Annotated in this window: 16 protein-coding genes; 7 read left to right on the plus strand and 9 right to left on the minus strand. The window is 60.3% G+C overall.

The features are described from left to right. Positions 1-147: 147 nt before the first annotated feature. From xylF to WLQ66_RS17310, 4 genes are all read left to right on the plus strand, one after another. A complete protein-coding gene (gene xylF / locus WLQ66_RS17295) occupies positions 148-1,173 on the plus strand; it encodes a D-xylose ABC transporter substrate-binding protein (protein ID WP_340547579.1) in 1,026 nt (341 codons plus the stop codon). A 117-nt stretch (positions 1,174-1,290) separates the two neighbouring features. Then, positions 1,291-2,592: a sugar ABC transporter permease gene (locus WLQ66_RS17300; RefSeq protein WP_340547580.1), complete on the plus strand. Its 1,302-nt coding sequence runs from the start codon at positions 1,291-1,293 to the stop codon at positions 2,590-2,592. Then, the gene (locus WLQ66_RS17305; protein ID WP_340547581.1) at positions 2,589-3,371 is read left to right on the plus strand and encodes an ATP-binding cassette domain-containing protein; all 783 of its coding nucleotides are present in this window, start codon (positions 2,589-2,591) and stop codon (positions 3,369-3,371) included. The genes WLQ66_RS17300 and WLQ66_RS17305 overlap by 4 nt, the downstream gene beginning before the upstream one ends. A 122-nt stretch (positions 3,372-3,493) precedes the next feature. Next, positions 3,494-3,922, plus strand: coding sequence for a MerR family transcriptional regulator (locus WLQ66_RS17310; RefSeq protein WP_340547582.1), 429 nt, complete (start codon positions 3,494-3,496; stop codon positions 3,920-3,922). Here the strand turns inward: WLQ66_RS17310 and WLQ66_RS17315 are convergent, their stop codons facing one another. From WLQ66_RS17315 to WLQ66_RS17335, 5 genes are all read right to left on the minus strand, one after another. After that, positions 3,923-4,291 (minus strand): type II toxin-antitoxin system RelE/ParE family toxin, encoded by a 369-nt coding sequence (locus WLQ66_RS17315; protein ID WP_340547583.1) that lies wholly within the window; start codon positions 4,289-4,291, stop codon positions 3,923-3,925. Further along, positions 4,275-4,550: a ribbon-helix-helix domain-containing protein gene (locus WLQ66_RS17320; RefSeq protein ID WP_340547584.1), complete on the minus strand. Its 276-nt coding sequence runs from the start codon at positions 4,548-4,550 to the stop codon at positions 4,275-4,277. Before WLQ66_RS17320 ends, WLQ66_RS17315 begins: the two co-directional genes overlap by 17 nt. Positions 4,551-4,591: 41 nt before the next feature. Next, a complete protein-coding gene (locus tag WLQ66_RS17325; RefSeq protein ID WP_340547585.1) occupies positions 4,592-5,314 on the minus strand; it encodes a TspO-related membrane protein in 723 nt (240 codons plus the stop codon). A gap of 76 nt (positions 5,315-5,390) precedes the next feature. After that, a complete protein-coding gene (locus tag WLQ66_RS17330) occupies positions 5,391-6,947 on the minus strand; it encodes a cisplatin damage response ATP-dependent DNA ligase (protein ID WP_340547586.1) in 1,557 nt (518 codons plus the stop codon). Beyond that, on the minus strand, positions 6,947-7,960 hold the full coding sequence (locus WLQ66_RS17335; protein WP_340547587.1) for a ligase-associated DNA damage response exonuclease: 1,014 nt from the start codon (positions 7,958-7,960) through the stop codon (positions 6,947-6,949). The genes WLQ66_RS17330 and WLQ66_RS17335 overlap by 1 nt, the downstream gene beginning before the upstream one ends. 203 nt (positions 7,961-8,163) lie before the next feature. Here WLQ66_RS17335 and WLQ66_RS17340 point away from each other — a divergent pair, with 203 nt between their 5' ends. Continuing rightward, positions 8,164-9,498, plus strand: a complete 1,335-nt coding sequence (locus tag WLQ66_RS17340; RefSeq protein ID WP_340547588.1) for an MATE family efflux transporter — start codon at positions 8,164-8,166, stop codon at positions 9,496-9,498. An 11-nt stretch (positions 9,499-9,509) separates the two neighbouring features. Here WLQ66_RS17340 and WLQ66_RS17345 read toward each other — a convergent pair whose 3' ends face one another. Further along, positions 9,510-10,487 (minus strand): DNA topoisomerase IB, encoded by a 978-nt coding sequence (locus WLQ66_RS17345; RefSeq protein ID WP_340547589.1) that lies wholly within the window; start codon positions 10,485-10,487, stop codon positions 9,510-9,512. A 76-nt stretch (positions 10,488-10,563) separates the two neighbouring features. Then, on the minus strand, positions 10,564-11,943 hold the full coding sequence (locus WLQ66_RS17350) for an NAD-dependent succinate-semialdehyde dehydrogenase (RefSeq protein ID WP_340547590.1): 1,380 nt from the start codon (positions 11,941-11,943) through the stop codon (positions 10,564-10,566). Between the two features lie 188 nt (positions 11,944-12,131). On the opposite strand from WLQ66_RS17350, the gene WLQ66_RS17355 reads away from it, so the two are divergent. Both WLQ66_RS17355 and WLQ66_RS17360 read left to right on the plus strand, forming a co-directional pair. Beyond that, entirely contained in the window at positions 12,132-13,367 is a 1,236-nt protein-coding gene (locus WLQ66_RS17355) for a putative DNA modification/repair radical SAM protein (protein ID WP_340547591.1), read from the plus strand. Beyond that, positions 13,367-14,815: a UdgX family uracil-DNA binding protein gene (locus WLQ66_RS17360; RefSeq protein ID WP_340547592.1), complete on the plus strand. Its 1,449-nt coding sequence runs from the start codon at positions 13,367-13,369 to the stop codon at positions 14,813-14,815. The genes WLQ66_RS17355 and WLQ66_RS17360 overlap by 1 nt, the downstream gene beginning before the upstream one ends. Here the strand turns inward: WLQ66_RS17360 and WLQ66_RS17365 are convergent. After that, entirely contained in the window at positions 14,812-15,099 is a 288-nt protein-coding gene (locus tag WLQ66_RS17365) for a hypothetical protein (protein ID WP_340547593.1), read from the minus strand. The two genes, WLQ66_RS17360 and WLQ66_RS17365, sit on opposite strands and share 4 nt — an antisense overlap. Then, complete coding sequence (locus tag WLQ66_RS17370) at positions 15,096-16,469, minus strand: polysaccharide biosynthesis/export family protein (RefSeq protein WP_340547594.1); 1,374 nt, start codon at positions 16,467-16,469, stop codon at positions 15,096-15,098. Before WLQ66_RS17370 ends, WLQ66_RS17365 begins: the two co-directional genes overlap by 4 nt. Between the last annotated feature and the right edge of the window lie 15 nt (positions 16,470-16,484).

The raw sequence follows: 16,484 nt of genomic DNA on the forward strand, positions 1-16,484 counted from the left end.
AGCGCCGCCCGACAAGATATCTGGCCTCATGATACATTATTTAATTTGAGTTTCAAAAAAAATAATGTTAGGGATATCAGGACGGGCATGTGGCGTGGGGGGACCCGATTGCCGCAGCAGCCCGCAACGACCCGAGGGAGGAAAACAATGAAATTCTTGAGTGGAGTCTCCGCACTTGCCTTTGCCGCCACCGCGAGCATGGCCCTTGCCGAAGATGTGACCGTTGGCGTCAGCTGGTCGAACTTCCAGGAAGAGCGCTGGAAAACCGACGAAGCGGCGATCAAGGCTGCGCTGGAAGCGAAAGGTGCGACCTATGTATCGGCAGATGCACAGTCGTCGTCGGCCAAGCAGCTTGCGGACATTGAAAGCCTGATTGCACAGGGCGTGGATGCGCTGATCGTTCTGGCCCAGGACGCTCAGGCGATCGGCCCGGCTGTTCAGGCGGCGGCGGACGAAGGCATCCCCGTTGTTGCCTATGATCGCCTGATTGAAGACAGCCGTGCCTTCTATCTCACTTTCGACAATGTCGAAGTGGGGCGGATGCAGGCCCGGGCCGTGCTTGAGGCCCAGCCGAGCGGCAACTATGTGATGATCAAGGGCTCGCCCACCGATCCCAACGCGGATTTCCTGCGCGGTGGCCAGCAAGAGGTCATTCAGGCGGCAATCGATAGCGGCGATATCAAGATCGTTGGCGAAGCCTATACCGATGGCTGGCTGCCGGCCAACGCTCAGCGCAATATGGAACAGATCCTGACCGCCAATGACAACAAGGTCGATGCCGTTGTTGCCTCCAATGACGGCACCGCCGGTGGTGTTGTCGCCGCGCTGACCGCGCAGGGCATGGAAGGTATCGCGGTGTCCGGCCAGGATGGCGACCACGCTGCGCTGAACCGTGTTGCCAAAGGCACGCAGACCGTTTCCGTCTGGAAAGACGCTCGTGATCTGGGCAAGGCCGCCGCTGAAATCGCGGTCGAAATGGCCGAAGGCGCTGCCATGGGTGATGTCGCGGGCGGTGCCGCCTGGACGTCCCCAGCGGGCACCGAGCTGACGGCGCGGTTCCTGGAGCCTATCCCGGTGACCGCTGACAACCTGTCGGTTGTTGTCGATGCCGGCTGGATCACCAAGGAGGCGCTGTGCCAGGGTGTGACCAACGGTCCTGCGCCCTGCAACTAAGCAGCTGCTGAGAGTTTCTCGGCTACTTCTTTCTAAACCGGCGCGCGCCCTCAGAGGGTCCCGATTGGATCGGGCGCGCGTCCCCCTTTCACTACCGCTGATCACTGGAGTTCGGATATGACCGAAACCACGTCTCAGCCGATCCCCGAACAAAACAAGCGTGGCCTGTTCCAGCAATTGGAACTGGACGTCCGCCTATTGGGAATGATCGGTGCCTTTGTCATCTTGTGCATTGGATTCAACATCCTGACGGATGGGCGTTTCTTGACGCCGCGCAATATTTTCAACCTCACCATCCAGACGGTCTCTGTGGCGATCATGGCCACGGGCATGGTCTTTGTGATCGTGACACGCCACATCGATCTGAGCGTCGGTGCGTTGCTGGCGACCTGCTCGGCCGTGATGGCTGTCGTGCAGACCGATGTGCTGCCGGATATGCTGGGGCTTGGACTCAACCACCCGGCAACCTGGATCATAACCGTGGTGGTTGGCCTGACGATCGGCACCCTGATCGGGGCTTTTCAGGGATGGATGGTAGGTTTCCTGACCATTCCCGCCTTTATCGTGACCCTGGGTGGTTTTCTGGTCTGGCGTAACGTTGCCTGGTATCTGACCGACGGGCAGACCATTGGCCCGCTTGACAGCAGGTTCCTGATCTTCGGGGGCACCTCGGGCACGCTGGGCACCACGCTCAGCTGGGCCGTCGGAATCGTAGCCACGGCTCTGGCGTTGGTTGCCCTGTGGAACAGCCGCCGCGGCAAACAGGGCCATGGTTTCCCGGTGAAACCCGCCTGGGCGGAAGCGGTGATTGCAGGTGCGATTGCGGCGTCGATCCTTGGCTTTGTGGCCGTGCTGAATGCCTATCAGATCCCGGCGCGCCGTCTGGCGCGAATGATGGAAGCAGAAGGCGAAACCATGCCTGAGGGGCTGGTTGTCGGTTATGGCTTGCCAATCTCGGTGCTAATCCTGATTGCAACTGCCGTGATTATGACGATTATCGCCCGGCGCACCCGGTTTGGCCGCTATATCTTTGCCACCGGTGGCAACCCGGATGCCGCCGAGCTGTCCGGCATCAACACCCGTCTGCTGACGGTCAAGATCTTTGCCCTGATGGGATTTCTCTGTGCGCTTTCAGCGGTTGTGGCCTCGGCCCGTCTTGCCAATCACTCCAATGATATCGGGACTTTGGATGAGTTGCGCGTTATTGCGGCGGCCGTGATTGGCGGCACTGCACTGTCCGGTGGGTTTGGCACGATTTATGGCGCCATCCTTGGGGCGTTGATTATGCAGAGCCTGCAGTCGGGGATGGCCATGGTCGGTGTCGACGCACCGTTCCAGAACATCGTCGTGGGCACCGTGCTGGTTGCAGCCGTCTGGATCGATATTCTTTACCGCAAACGCGTGGGGGCCCGGATATGAGCACTGCAAAAGAGTTGCGCGCCGCAGGCGCCACGCCGCTGGTCGAGATGAAAGATATTTCGATCTCCTTTGGCGGGATCAAGGCTGTGGATCACGTCAGCGTTGATCTCTATCCCGGCGAAGTTGTTGGATTGCTCGGCCATAATGGTGCCGGGAAATCCACCTTGATCAAAGTGCTGTCGGGTGCCTACCAGATGGATTCCGGCGAAATCCGGGTCAATGGCGATAAGGTTGAGATCACCAATCCGCGTGATGCGCGGTCGCATAACATCGAGACGATCTATCAGACATTGGCGCTGGCGGATAATCTGGATGCGGCCTCCAACCTGTTCCTGGGTCGCGAGCTGGTTACCCCGTTTGGTCTGGTGGACGATTCCGCCATGGAGGCCGAATGTCGCAAGATCATGAACCGGTTGAACTCGAATTTTCAAAAATTCTCGGAACCGGTTTCGGCTCTCTCGGGCGGTCAGCGTCAGTCGGTTGCCATCGCGCGGGCGGTCTATTTCAACGCCAAGATCCTGATCATGGATGAACCGACTGCCGCCCTTGGGCCGCATGAAACGCAGATGGTTGCCGAGTTGATCCAGCAGCTGAAGGCGCAGGGTATCGGTATTTTCCTCATTGATCACGATGTGAATGCGGTGATGGAGCTTTGCGACCGGGCTTCGGTCATGAAGAACGGTCAGCTGGTTGGCACCGTCGATATTGACGATGTCACCGATGATGACCTGCTGAGCATGATCATTCTGGGCAAGCGGCCCGGTGAAGCTGCGGCCTAAGTCGCGAGGTCGATAATATCGGTCTGGAAGGGGCTGCCATTGGTGGCCCCTTTTCCGTTTCAGAATGGTTGCTCAGCCTATCGCAAAACCTACATAAGATGTAGATTTTAGAAGGGTGATAGATGCTGACAATTGGGACATTGGGCAAGCGGACAGGCACGAAGGTGCAGACCATTCGCTACTACGAAGAGATTGGCCTTATGCCGGAGGCGGGGCGCACAGCAGGCGGGCAGCGTCGCTATGGCGAGAGTGATCTGGACCGGCTTTCGTTCATCCGTCACGCGCGACAACTTGGCTTTGGTCTGGAGGCAATCCGGGAGTTACTGAACCTCGCGGATCATCCGGGTCAGTCCTGTTCTAATGCAGATTCCATCGCGCAGAGACAGCTGAAAGACGTCGCTGATCGGATTGCCCGGCTGGAGGCCTTGCAGACTGAATTACAGCGCATGATCCGTGAGTGTGCCGGGGGAACCGTTGCCGAGTGCCGGGTGCTGGAGGTTTTGCGGGATCATTCCGAATGCCTGACAAATCATGATCAGATTGGCGCCTGATCAGGGCATCGGGTTCGTTTGCTCGTCGCCGAGCGCACGGAGCAACATCCGGCGTTGATGATCCTGCCCCCCAAAGAACACCGCCAATACGCGTAGCTGCTGTTCGGCTTCGTTCAGGTCGAAATAGAGGATGGTGCGCCCCTTTGTCACGCTGCGCAGTCCCGGAGCGATATCGCTGCGCAGGGTGCCTTGGTGCGGAGCGTTGCCCAGTGCCTCAATGGCCGCGTCAATCTCGTTCAGGCGGGCCGCTGCCCTGCTGAATGCGGTGTCCGGATCCTCGCCAAAGCCGATTGCCGCATCAAAGAGAAAGTCGAATATGGCATCAAGATCCTGATCAATCGCCTCGGCGCGATCAACCCGAAAGACCATGTTCTGCCCGTTTGCGCGCCAGAAGATCGGCTGTCCTTCGACGCCCCTCAGTACCGCTGACAAAGGAGCCGCCGCGGCGCTCGGCGATCAATGCAAGCAGGGCGGATGTCTCGGCGCGGCGGGCTTCCGTTTCTTCGCGCAGCAGTTCCAGACCCTGCTGCAACACCGCGCTGAGGCTTGCATATCGCCCTTCTGCCACCAATGTGCGGGCAAAGTCGTCCTGTGCTTCGGTCAGGGAGATGGAGGCTTTTACACTCATTTGCGCACCTGAGGCTCTTGTGGGTGACTATGGAGATTATACTACTCAGTAGTATTTATCAACCCGGCACCGGACAGGCCGCGCAGTGCAAGAGCGATCCAGCCGAGACCTGCCAAAGCAATAATGAGCCAATTATCGCTTCCCCATTGGTTAATGATAATCCCGCCGATGGCCCAGCAGATTGCGACGGTGTAAGTCCAGGCTGAGGGGCTGTCTGCCTGGACCAAAAGCCCGACCGCCAGCGCCGCCGTCAGGCAGATTACGCCGGCCAATTGCGGGTTCATCAACCCATATCCTGGAAGAATGATACTGATGGACACCGCCGATGCTGCGGTCAGCCACCCGGCATAGAGCCCTACAGGACCGCGTTTCCAGACCCGTTTGTTGCGGCCTGCGCGGCGCATAGCCAGGATCGCGGTGACTGTCATCGCGATGATCAGGATTGTGGCAAGGATGGGTGAGCTGTTCGCAACCCAAAGCCAGCACACCCCGATGGCTAGGCTGATAGAGAGGGGTTTTCGCATCTCATGCCATGTTGAGCCCTCCGGCGCGCGAAACGCGCCAAACCCGACCCCAACGATCAGCCAGATGTAGATCACGATCCAGATTGAAAAGGCCGAACCGATGGGTTGAATGACCGGGTCGGGCTGTGGATAGGGCAGTTGATCAGCTGTATAGCCGGTAAACGGGTCGGTTATCAGCGGCGCGGCGGCAAAGGCTAGGGCAAGGGCCAGTGTAAGATAGGCCATGGACTGCTTGCTCATGATATCGAACTCGCTTTCGTATGTAGGCGCCAACTGAGGGCGGCATCTGTGGCTATTCCGATTTGCTTATCTAGTCTTAAAGAAAGCTCCGAAGCTCCTCCAATGTTCCCGCTTCTAACGCTGGTTTATCGGTCCGAATGCGATTGATACGGGGAAACCGCATGGCCAGACCACTTTTGTGACGGCTGGATTCATTTAGACCTTCAAAGGCCACTTCCAGGACCAATTCGGGCTTCACCGCGCGGACTGGGCCGAACCGGTCTGTCGTGTTGTTGCGCACAAAGCGGTCCAGTTCCTTCAGCTCGGAATCGGTGAACCCGAAATAGGCTTTGCCGACGGGCACCAGCTTATCGCCGTCCCAGACGCCGAAGGTGAAATCGGAATAGTAGCCTGAGCGTTTGCCGTGGCCGCGCTGCGCATAGAGCATGACGGCATCGACCAGCATAGGGTCGCGTTTCCATTTGAACCAGTTTCCGCGTTTGCGCCCCGCGATGTAGGCGCTGTCGCGCCGTTTGATCATGACGCCTTCGATTACGCCTTCGGGTGGGTTGGCGCGAAGAACCGCCAGATCCTCCCATGTGCCAAAGGTGAGCGGGTGAGAGATGTCGATACGCGGATCGTTCAGGTCCGCAACACAGCGATGCAGCCGGGCCTGGCGTTCATCCAATGTCCAAGATCGCAGATCTTCACCCTCCCAGAACAGCAGGTCGTAGGCGCGCAGCGCGGCGGGATGGCTTGCCAGCATGGTTTTGCCCACGTTCTTGCGACCAAGCCGTTTCTGTAAATCACCAAAGGGCGCGATGATGGTGTCGCGCTTGACCAGCAATTCGCCATCAAGCGTGCCGTCGAAGTCCAGCGCCTCAATGACGTCGGGAAAAGCGCCTGAGATATCCTCTCCGGTGCGTGAATAGAGCCGCCGGGTGCCGCCGTCATTCACGGCCTGCACGCGGATACCGTCCCATTTCCATTCTGCAATGAAGTCGCCGGGAGAGAGGCTGGAAAGGTCGTTCAGATCTGTACCTGTGGACAGCATAACCGGTCGGAACGGCGCGGCGGCAAGGCTTTTTGGTTTGTCACCCCCTTCGAGCCAGGAAAACAGTGGCAGGTAGGGCGGCGTCAGCCCATGCCAGAGCTCCTCGATTTCCGCGACATCGACCTCGCCATATTGTGCCAGGGCGTTGCGGGCCAGTCGGGCGGACACGCCAACGCGCAGCCCGCCGGTGGCCAGCTTCAGGTAGGCATAGCGCTGCGACGGTGTCATCTGCGACAGGCGGCGGATGATCAGTGCCGGAAGCTGGGCCTTTGCGGTTTCGGACAGCTCCGTCACAGCCTCGGTCAAGGACAGATATGCCTCGCCGTCTGAGCGCGGCCAGATCAGGGCGACGGTCTCCGCCAGATCGCCCACGAAATCATAGGAGAGGCGGAAAAGTTCTGGGTCAGTCTCTTCCGCCACCAGACCGCGCAACAGCGAAGGCGTCACATTGCGGAGTGATAGATCACCCGTAATCGCTGCGAGCGCATATCCGCGTTCAGGGTCCGGCATGGCTTGAAAGGCATGGAGCAGATGCGCTGTCTTACCGTTGCGAGACGGGGTAAAGGCGAGCTGCTCCAGAAGGTCTGCGAAGGCTTGCATCAATCTGCCTCTTCCTCATAGCCGACCAGCCGCAGGGGACGGGCGGCAATCTGGTTCAGCTCACACCAGCGAACCAAAGCATCCTCGCGGCCATGGGTCACCCAGACCTGTTTCGGGGCGAGTTCCCTGATGGTTCGGGTGAGATCCGGCCAGTCGACATGGTCGCTCAGTATCAATGGCAGCTCCACGCCGCGCTGCCGCGCGCGGGCGCGGACCTGCATCCAGCCACTGGCAAAGCAGATCACCGGATCAGGAAACCGCTGCGCCCAGGCCGCGGCAAAGGCCGAAGGAGGGCCGAGGATTATCTGCCCCTTAAAGGCGGCCTTGCCCTCCTTGGTGGTGGCCGGGCGCAATTCGCCGAGATCAATGCCCTGGGCGATGTGGTAGTCGCACAGGCGCTGAAGTGAGCCATGGATATAGATCGGCCGATCCCAGCCTGCCTGGCGCAACAACGCGATGACACGCTGTGCTTTGCCGAGCGCATAGGCACCCACAAGATGGCATCGCTCCGGCTGAGCTGCAACGGAGCGGAGCAGTTTTTCGATCTCGGACCGGGGGTCCGGGTGATTGAACACTGGCAGCCCAAAGGTGGCTTCGGTCACGAAAACATCGCATGGCGCGAGCTGAAACGGTGCACAGGCAGGGTTATCGACCCGCGCGTAGTCGCCGGAGACGGTAATGGCCGTGTTGCCGTCCTCCACGGTAATTTGACAGGAGCCAAGGACATGGCCGGCCGGTGTGAATGTCGCGCCGACACCCGCGATCGTCGTGCGATCATCGACTGGAACCGATGTGTCGCAAAACGCAGCGCCATAGCGGATCGCCATGATGTCCAATGTCTGCGGGCTGGCCCAGACCGTGCCATGCCCCGCGCGGGCATGGTCAGCATGGCCGTGGGTGATCAGCGCGCGGGGCACCGGGCGGACCGGATCAATGTAGAAATCACCAGCAGGACAATAAAGCCCATCGGGGCGCGGATGCAGCAGCTCTTCCGGTAGGCGTGGTGCATTCACGGCGCAGGATCCTTCATATTACTTCTAGGCGGTGTTCCAGGAAAGTTAAGCCAAACAGGGGTTTGGGCAAGGGGAGACCGTGCCGACGCTGGCGAGCCGACGTCTTGCCATCCAGTGTGGAACCATCAAGAGGCTCAGGCGTTTTGCCTGCTATGGCGCAGTTTCCTGCGCTGCCGCTATTACCCAACCCGAGGAGAAGGCCCGTGGCGCAGAAGGATTTAACACAGGGCACTGTTTCGCGCGCTCTTGCTGCGGTCTCCGCTCCAATGTCCTTGGGGATTTTGGGCGTGTTGAGCGTTGGACTGGCAGACGCGTATTTCCTCGGGCAGCTGGGGGAGGCTCCGCTGGCGGCCGTCGGGTTCATTTACCCGGTGACCACGGCGGTGACGTCTTTGTCCATCGGCCTGTCCGCTGGAGCCAATGCGGCGATTTCCCAGAGCCTGGGCCGGGGCGACAGCGAGGCAGAGACCAACAGGCTCTCGGTGCATGCGATTGTTCTGGGTATGGTTGTGGCGGTGCTGGTCGCCATCCTGTTTTATCTAGGTGCCGCCTCGCTGTTCTCTCTCATGGGAGCAGGGGGCGCCGTGCTGGAGGAGGCGCAATCCTATGTGCCATTCTGGGCCCTGTCGTTTCCTTTTCTGGTCGGCATGGCGCTGTTGAATGCGGTGTTTCGGGCCCATGGCGACGGGGCAACCTCGGCGGTGATCATGCTGGTTGCTGCGGTGCTCAATATCGCGCTGGATCCGATCCTGATCTACGGGCTCGGTCCTGTGCCTGAGATGTCCACGGCGGGCGCGGCGCTTGCGACGGCTCTGGCGCGCGTCCTGACCTTGGTGGGAGCCTTCACTTATGCGCTGCGGATTGGCGTTATTCGTCCTCCGCAGGAATTCGCCGATGGCATTGTCAGCTCAATACGCGAAGTCGTCAGGGTCGGACTGCCGGCGGCCTTCTCCAATGCGATCAACCCCGCCGGTATGGCGATGGTCACCGCAGCTGCTGCCACGCTGGGCGATACGGTTGTGGCTGGGCTGGGGGCGGCTCAGCGTGTGCAGTCGGTCGCGCTGGTACCCCTGCTGGCCCTTTCTGCGGGCATCGGACCGGTCGTCGGTCAGAACTGGGGTGCAGATGAACGGGATCGTGCGCGGCTGGCGGTCTGGCGGTCCTGGCAATTCTGTATCGGTTACGGCTTGGCTGTCGCGCTTCTCCTGACGGTTCTGGCGCCTTCAATCGCCGGGCTGATCGCCTCAGACGAGGGAGCGGCGCAGAAGACCGCGCAATATCTCCGCGTCGTCAGCTGGAGTTTTCTGGGCTACGGCGTCCTGGTGACAGCAAATGCCGCGATGAATGCCCGGTCCAAGGCGCTCTGGTCCATGGGGCTGAGCTTGATGCGGATCTTTGTGGTCTATGTGCCGCTGGCCTGGCTGGGGGTCTGGCTGTTCGGCTATGCCGGAATTCTGGGCGCTGCGGTCATTGCGAACTTGGCGGCTGTGGCGGGCGCTTATTATGTCGGCCGCAAGACGGGGCTGGTGGGTCAGTGAGGGCAGCCCGATCAGTTTGTCGTCAGTAGTTCGAGTAGTCTGCCTTCACCCATGCGAAGTCCGTCGATACTATGCCGGGTGAGCGATTTGAGCCGTGCGGTGCGCGTGTCGTCGGGCAGTTCGGCCAATGCGATGACCTTCGGGTGAATGTAGCTGTTGCGCGCCATTGTCGGTGTATTGTGCAGCCGCTCCGCCGCTGCCTCCGCCATGGCTGAAATCGTGAGCTTGGGGGCATGCAGCGCCGTGCGAAAGGCTGCATGGGTCCCGTTCCAAGTGCGCAGCGTTTTTGCGGAGACGCCGTCACCGCAAAGGTTGGTCAGAACCTCCTGTACCTGCTCTGACCGGACGGCGCGTACGCTGCCGCCATCATCGAGCCAAGAGATGAGTTCACGTCCGGGCAGGTCCTGTGAACGCTCCAATATGCGTTGCAGGGCCGCGCCCCGGATCGACTTCTCAACTGTCTTGCCGCCTTTTGCGGTATAGCGCAGATGTATTGACTGACCGGAGAACTCGATGTGCCGTTGGCACAGGGTCGTGGCGCCGTAACTGCCGTTGTCCTCTGTGTACTGCGGGTTCCCAATCCTGAGCGAGCCGCGATCCATCAGGGCAAGGACAGCAGCGACCGCCGTTTCCTCCTCGCCTATAGTGCCGCTCAGCCTGTCGCTGATCCACCTGCGCAACTGCGGCAAGCTCTCGGCGAAACTGACCAAATTGTCGAATTTCTGTTCTGCCCGCAACAACTGCCACGCGGGATGGTAGCGATATTGCTTGCGATTGCGCGCGTCGCGCCCGGTGGCCTGCAGGTGACCATTTGCCAATGGGCAGAGCCAGACATCCGTATAAGCAGGGGGCACGCCAAGCCGGTTGAGCCGGTCCACTTCGGTACGGTCCCCGATGTGGCTGCCATCAGGCATATGATAGGAAAACCCGCGACCGCGACGTCGGCGCGAGATCCCGGGCTGATCATCCTTGCAATAGACCAGTTTCATCAGGTCGATCCACGTTTGGCGGGACTTCGGACCCGCAATGTGCGGGCTGCCTGTCGAGCAGGCGGCCCGAATGGCGTCAGCTCATCACCATGACGGATTTTACATTCACAAATTCCTTCATGCCAAAGCCTCCATGTTCGCGGCCATAGCCGGAGTCCTTGACGCCGCCGAAAGGCATGTTGGGGATTGCTAGGCCAAATCCGTTGATGAAGATCATGCCGGTGTCGAAATGATCGCGGGCGAGGGCAATCGCCTTGTCGGTATCTTTGGTCATGATGCCACCGCCGAGACCAAATCGGCTGTCGTTGGCAATGCGCATCGCATCCTCTGCGTCCTTGGCGCGGATCAGTGCGGCCACCGGGCCGAAGAGTTCGTCGTCATAGGCAGGCTGGCCCGGGGTCACGTTTTCCAGAACGGTCGCCGGATAGTAGAAACCCTTGCCCTCTGGCATTTCGCCGCCGCAGAGGATCTTGGCACCGCCTGCGACACTGTCCTTGACCTGCTGATGGAGGTCATCGCGCAGATCTTTCCGTGCCATCGGTCCAATGTCGGCATCGTCACCCATCGGGTCGCCCGGGGTCACGTCTTTCATGGCGGCAACATAGGCGTCGCGGAATTCATCGTAAATTGCGTCGACGACGACGAAGCGCTTGGCAGCAATACAGGTTTCGCCATTGTTATAGGTCCGCCCCTGCACGCAGGTCTGGACAGCTGCGTCGATGTCCGCATCTTCCAGGACGATGTAGGCATCGTTGGATCCCAGTTCCAGCACGGTCTTTTTCACCGCTTCGGCCGCCTTTGCGCCCACTTTGCGGCCGGCGCCATCGCTGCCGGTCAGTGTCACGCCGCGCACCAGGTTGTGGCTGATCAGGGCGTCCGACTGATCGTGGGAAATCACCAGAGCCTGGAACAGGTCCTTTGGCAGGCCCGCGCTTTCGTAGATCTCCTGCAGCATCTGGCCCGAGCCGGTTACGTTGGAGGCGTGTTTCAGAAGTACGCCGTTACCGGCGATCAAGCTCGCGATTGAGTAGCGCACCACCTGGTAGGCTGGAAAATTCCAGGGCTGGATGCCGTAGACGACACCAATGGGGGAATAGAAGATATGCCCTGTCTTGCCACCTTGGATATCGCGCTCTTCGGGGGCGAATGTCGAGGGGGCCTCTCCTGCACTGTAGTCGCAGATGGCCGCGCAGAGCTCGACTTCCTGATGGCTCTGTTTCAGCAGCTTGCCCATTTCTTTTGTCATCAGTTCGGCAAGCTCATCCTTGCGCTCACGCAGGGCGGCCCCGATGGCTTTGATGACCTTCGCGCGCTCTTCTACCGGGGTCTGGCGCCAGCTGAGAAAGGCCTCATGGCAGCTTTGTACTGCAGTTTCCATCGCCTCGTCGCTCAGCAGGGAATAGCTGTTGAGGGTTTCTCCAGTGGTTGGGTTCACGGTTTGAATGGTGTCGGACATGGTTGACCTTTCTCTCTGACGGCAGGAGGGGAGTTCTTTGCCTATGGCTTGCAAGATCAACGTGGCTTGGTGGTTTGGGTTCCCGTCAATCGCCAGGACGCGAGGTCGCGGTTGTCTTTTGCTGGTTTGACCTAAGGTGCGCTGCTGGTTGGATTGCCTTCTTTGTGGTGGGAACATATATAGAACATATGACTCGACAAACGCTGGATCAAAAGCTCGCTATCCTCAGCGACGCCGCAAAATATGATGCGTCCTGTGCGTCTTCGGGATCGACAAAACGTGACTCCCGCGATGGGAAGGGCTTGGGCTCGAATGAGGGTACAGGCATCTGCCATGCCTACACACCGGATGGTCGCTGCATCAGCCTGCTGAAGATCCTGATGACCAACTTTTGCATTTACGACTGCACCTACTGCGTGAACCGGGTGTCGTCCAATGTGCCGCGCGCGCGGTTTTCTGTCGATGAGGTTGTAAAGCTGACGATAGAATTCTACCGACGCAACTATATCGAAGGTCTGTTTCTGTCCTCCGGTATCATCCGGTCCCCGGATGCGACGATGTCAGATATGGTGCAGATCGCGCGAAAGCTGCGGCATGAGGAGAATTTTCGCGGATATATTCATCTCAAGACCATTCCCGATGCTGCCCCTGAATTGATTGCCGAAGCTGGGCTTCTGGCGGATCGGCTGTCGATCAATGTCGAGATGCCAAGCGATGCCGCCGTGCGTGAACATGCGCCGGAGAAAGATCCCGGCCAGATCCGCAAGGCGATGGGAGACGTCCGGATGCGCGCTGATGCAGCCAGGGAGGCGAGCTATACGGGCAGGCGTCCGCCGCGATTTGCGCCCGCAGGTCAGTCGACGCAGATGATCATAGGGGCGGATGGGTCAAATGATGCGATGGTGCTGAGGCAATCGACCCGGCTTTATGCAAGCTACAAATTGAAGCGCGTGTATTATTCCGCGTTTTCGCCCATCCCCGACAGTTCGGCCAAGCTGCCGCTGATCTCGCCACCGCTGCAGCGTGAACACCGGCTGTATCAGGCCGATTGGCTGCTGCGGTTTTATGATTTTCAGCTCGATGAGATCACATCGGTCACGCCGGATGGAAATCTGGATTTGCAGGTCGATCCCAAGCTGGCCTGGGCGCTGGCACATCGCGAGATCTTTCCGGTGGATGTGAACCGGGCCAGCCGGGAACTGCTGCTGCGGGTTCCGGGGTTCGGGGTCAAAACGGTCACGCGGATGCTCAGCAGGCGACGGCATCGGATGCTGCGATACGAAGATCTGGTTCGTATCGGGGCCTCGATGAAGAAGGCGCGTGCCTTTGTCGTTGCTGGCGGGTGGACACCGGGCGGTTTGACCGACAGCGCGGATTTGCGGGCCCGGTTTCTGCCGCCGCCGGAACAATTGGCCCTGTTTTGATGTATCATGCTGAGATGCCCCCGATCGGGACGGCAGAGGCCTGGCGTCGGGCGGCGCGAGGGTTTCTGGCGCAGAATATCCCACCTGACGCCATCCTGTGGAACAATGAATGCGCCGCGCCGGATCTATTCGCCTCAGAGGCGCGACCGCCTTCAGGCGGAGAGGTCCAGGTCCCGCGCGGCTTTGTTACCCTCGCCGATAAGGTCGTCTGGCATAGTGATCCGAACCGGTTTGCCCGGCTCTACGGGTTTCTCTGGCGCCTACGCAGTGAACGCGGGTTGATGAGCGATCGGGCTGACGCGGATATGGCGCGATTGCGCCATATGGAAAAATCGGTATCGCGCTGTCAGCACAAGATGAAGGCCTTTGTTCGGTTTCGGGAGTTGGGTGCCGCTGACGCGCCGCGCCGATCTTTTGCGGCGTGGTTTGAGCCGACACATCACACGGTGGAGCCGACCGCTACATTCTTTGCCCGCCGCTTTGCCGATATGGACTGGCGTATTCTGACACCTGACGTGTCGGCCATATTCGAGGGTGGGCAACTCAGGTTTGAACCGGGGCAGCCAAGGCCCGACCTGCCGGAGGACGCGAGCGAGGCGCTGTGGATCACTTATTTCTGCAATATATTCAATCCGGCGCGGTTGAAGGTGCAGGCGATGCAATCGGAAATGCCCAAGAAGTATTGGCAGAACATGCCGGAGGCCGTCGCTATCCCTGACCTGATCGCCTCGGCCCCGGCGCGGGCGCGGGCGATGGCTGAGGCGGCGCCAACTCTGCCACCGTTGCGGGCTGTGCGGGTACAGACCCGACTACCTGCGGCCAACCCTGTCTGGCAAGGAGCAGCTGGGGGTCTGCCGGAGGCCATCAACAGCTGCACGCGCTGCCCGCTCCACCGGTCGGCCACGCAGGCGGTGCCCGGTGAAGGGCCGACAGATGCCGCGTTGATGATCGTCGGCGAACAGCCCGGTGATCACGAGGATCTGGCGGGGCGTCCATTTGTTGGCCCCGCTGGGCAACTGTTCGACCAATTGGCCGCGGAGGCCGGCCTGCCGCGACAGGCAGCCTACGTCACCAATGCGGTCAAACATTTCAAATTCACGCCAAGAGGGCGCAGGCGGATACATCAGCGGCCCGATGGATCGGAGATCCAGCACTGCAAGATCTGGCTCCGGGCCGAGCTGGAACAGGTCCGGCCGCGGTTGGTCCTCGCGCTCGGTGCCACCGCGACGCAGGCTCTGTTGGGATCAGGTGCGGACATTCTGCGGCGGCGTGGCACCATCGAACATCGCGCCGACGGCACGCCGGTATTGATCACCTTGCATCCATCGTATCTGTTGCGGAGCCCAGATCCTGAGCAGCGCAGCCGTGACACCGAGAGCCTATGTGCGGACCTTCGCCTGGCTGCTGATTGGTTGCGCATAGATGCGGTGAAGCATCGGCGCGACTAATCCGTACTGGTCGTGCTGGTCGAGCCGGAGGCCGCAAGTCCCGCCACCAAGGCAAGCCCCAGCAGGCCCATAGCAGGTGCGATCATTGGGGCAAACTGGCCCACGACCGGCTCAACGAGCAGCAGACATTCGTCCTCTTCCGCATCCCGTTCATCCTCGCACTCTAGCTGATCATCGTCCTGCTGAACGGTCTGAGCAGCACCGGGTGACCCGAGCAAAGACAGGACCATCAAAGTGATGATCATGAGGCGGGTGACCGGTCCTGTCGATGTCAGGTCGGTCAATTGACTGCTGCCGCAACAGGTGTGGTGATCAGCGACGGGGTGATCTGGCGCAGGGTGCGACCCCATTTTGTGACCGGGTTTTCGGCCACAAAGATCACGTCATCCGGGCGCAGCTGAAATTTTGTCGCGAGTGTCAGATTGGCGGCGCTGCTGGCATTCAGATGCCAGGCGGTAACCGCGCCGAACTCGCGCGGATCGCTGGAGGCGCGCAGCACATAGACCTGCGAGACGTCACCGGTTTCGCGGGCTATTCCACCGCCCGCATCATAGAGTGCATCGGCCAGCGTGGCCTGACGCTCATACGGCAGGGGGTATCGTGTCTGATTGTCGACCTCCCCGGTCAGATAGACGTAATCGCGACCATTGGCACCCAGCGCCTCGCGGGCTTCGAAGGTGCTGCGTTGCTCGGCATTATCACTGCGGCGGAGGGTGATCGCGGTGTTCAGCTCGCTCAGCTCCTGCGCGCGGGCAGCCAGAGTTGTCTGCTTCAGGCGAATTTGCTGTTCAAAGAAGCGTTCGGCCCGGTTTAGGTTGAAGTCCGTGTCGACAAATACCGCATCGCCGGAGACAAGACGCGTGTTCTGCAGGTCGGGGCTGGCATAGAAATCCGTCAGCGGGATCTGGTAGAGGTCGCCGTTGCGGTAAATCCTCACCGAGCTGACATCAATATCTGGGACGGACACGCTGCCTGCTGCGGCAAGGGCTTCGCTGAGGTAGAGCGGCGTCAATGTGATCGGCAGCACGCCCGGTTTGCCGACGGCACCGCCAACCGAAACGCGGCGTGAATTGAACTCGGCGATCTCAAGGCTGAATGTCGGATCGAATTGCGCTTCGACCAGTTTCTGAAACAGCAGCTCTTCGGCATCTTCGATGGTCAGCCCGCCGATGCGGATGCGGCCGACGTCGGGTATGTTGACAGAGCCATCATCCTGCACGGTATAGCCGTTACGGCTGTTTTGCGCGGCAAGCAGGCCGGTGAGCTGCTCAAGCGTGTTGCGCGTGGACGGTGTCGCCAGCATCACGACATCACCAACCCCGATCTGATAGGGCATCTGCGGTACGGAAGGGGGGGGCTTCAGGGCGAGGCGTTGATTGCGCGCACCTTCCTGAGTTGAGGGTGCCTCAGGCAGGCGGCCCGCCCCGCGGCCAACCAGGCCCGCGCCGGTTCCCGCTGATCGTGCATAGGCATCCGGAAGGGATTGCGGCGCATAAGGCGCGCGGTTGGCCTGGATCACGGTTTCGCCATTCAGCGGAACCACACGCACCTGCGTGCCATCCCCGGCGCCGGGGATAACGTCAGAGCTGCGGTAGATGGTCGAGCATCCTGCCAGCGCAATTGTGGCGCAGCAGATCATAGAAATCAGGCGCAAGGTCTTTCCTCCGGT

Origin of the sequence: Phaeobacter sp. A36a-5a, assembly GCF_037911135.1 — a bacterium.
Lineage (GTDB): Bacteria > Pseudomonadota > Alphaproteobacteria > Rhodobacterales > Rhodobacteraceae > Phaeobacter > Phaeobacter bryozoorum.

What these genes read in the sequence shown, in the direction of transcription:
- WLQ66_RS17305 (WP_340547581.1), top strand. Translation starts at nt 2,589, where the DNA reads ATGAGCACTGCAAAAGAGTTGCGCGCCGCAGGCGCCACGCCGCTGGTC.
- WLQ66_RS17300 (WP_340547580.1), top strand. Translation starts at nt 1,291, where the DNA reads ATGACCGAAACCACGTCTCAGCCGATCCCCGAACAAAACAAGCGTGGC.
- WLQ66_RS17325 (WP_340547585.1), bottom strand. Translation starts at nt 5,314, where the DNA reads ATGAGCAAGCAGTCCATGGCCTATCTTACACTGGCCCTTGCCCTAGCC.
- WLQ66_RS17310 (WP_340547582.1), top strand. Translation starts at nt 3,494, where the DNA reads ATGCTGACAATTGGGACATTGGGCAAGCGGACAGGCACGAAGGTGCAG.
- WLQ66_RS17330 (WP_340547586.1), bottom strand. Translation starts at nt 6,947, where the DNA reads ATGCAAGCCTTCGCAGACCTTCTGGAGCAGCTCGCCTTTACCCCGTCT.
- xylF (WP_340547579.1), top strand. Translation starts at nt 148, where the DNA reads ATGAAATTCTTGAGTGGAGTCTCCGCACTTGCCTTTGCCGCCACCGCG.
- WLQ66_RS17345 (WP_340547589.1), bottom strand. Translation starts at nt 10,487, where the DNA reads ATGAAACTGGTCTATTGCAAGGATGATCAGCCCGGGATCTCGCGCCGA.
- WLQ66_RS17355 (WP_340547591.1), top strand. Translation starts at nt 12,132, where the DNA reads ATGACTCGACAAACGCTGGATCAAAAGCTCGCTATCCTCAGCGACGCC.
- WLQ66_RS17350 (WP_340547590.1), bottom strand. Translation starts at nt 11,943, where the DNA reads ATGTCCGACACCATTCAAACCGTGAACCCAACCACTGGAGAAACCCTC.
- WLQ66_RS17360 (WP_340547592.1), top strand. Translation starts at nt 13,367, where the DNA reads ATGTATCATGCTGAGATGCCCCCGATCGGGACGGCAGAGGCCTGGCGT.
- WLQ66_RS17320 (WP_340547584.1), bottom strand. Translation starts at nt 4,550, where the DNA reads ATGAGTGTAAAAGCCTCCATCTCCCTGACCGAAGCACAGGACGACTTT.
- WLQ66_RS17315 (WP_340547583.1), bottom strand. Translation starts at nt 4,291, where the DNA reads ATGGTCTTTCGGGTTGATCGCGCCGAGGCGATTGATCAGGATCTTGAT.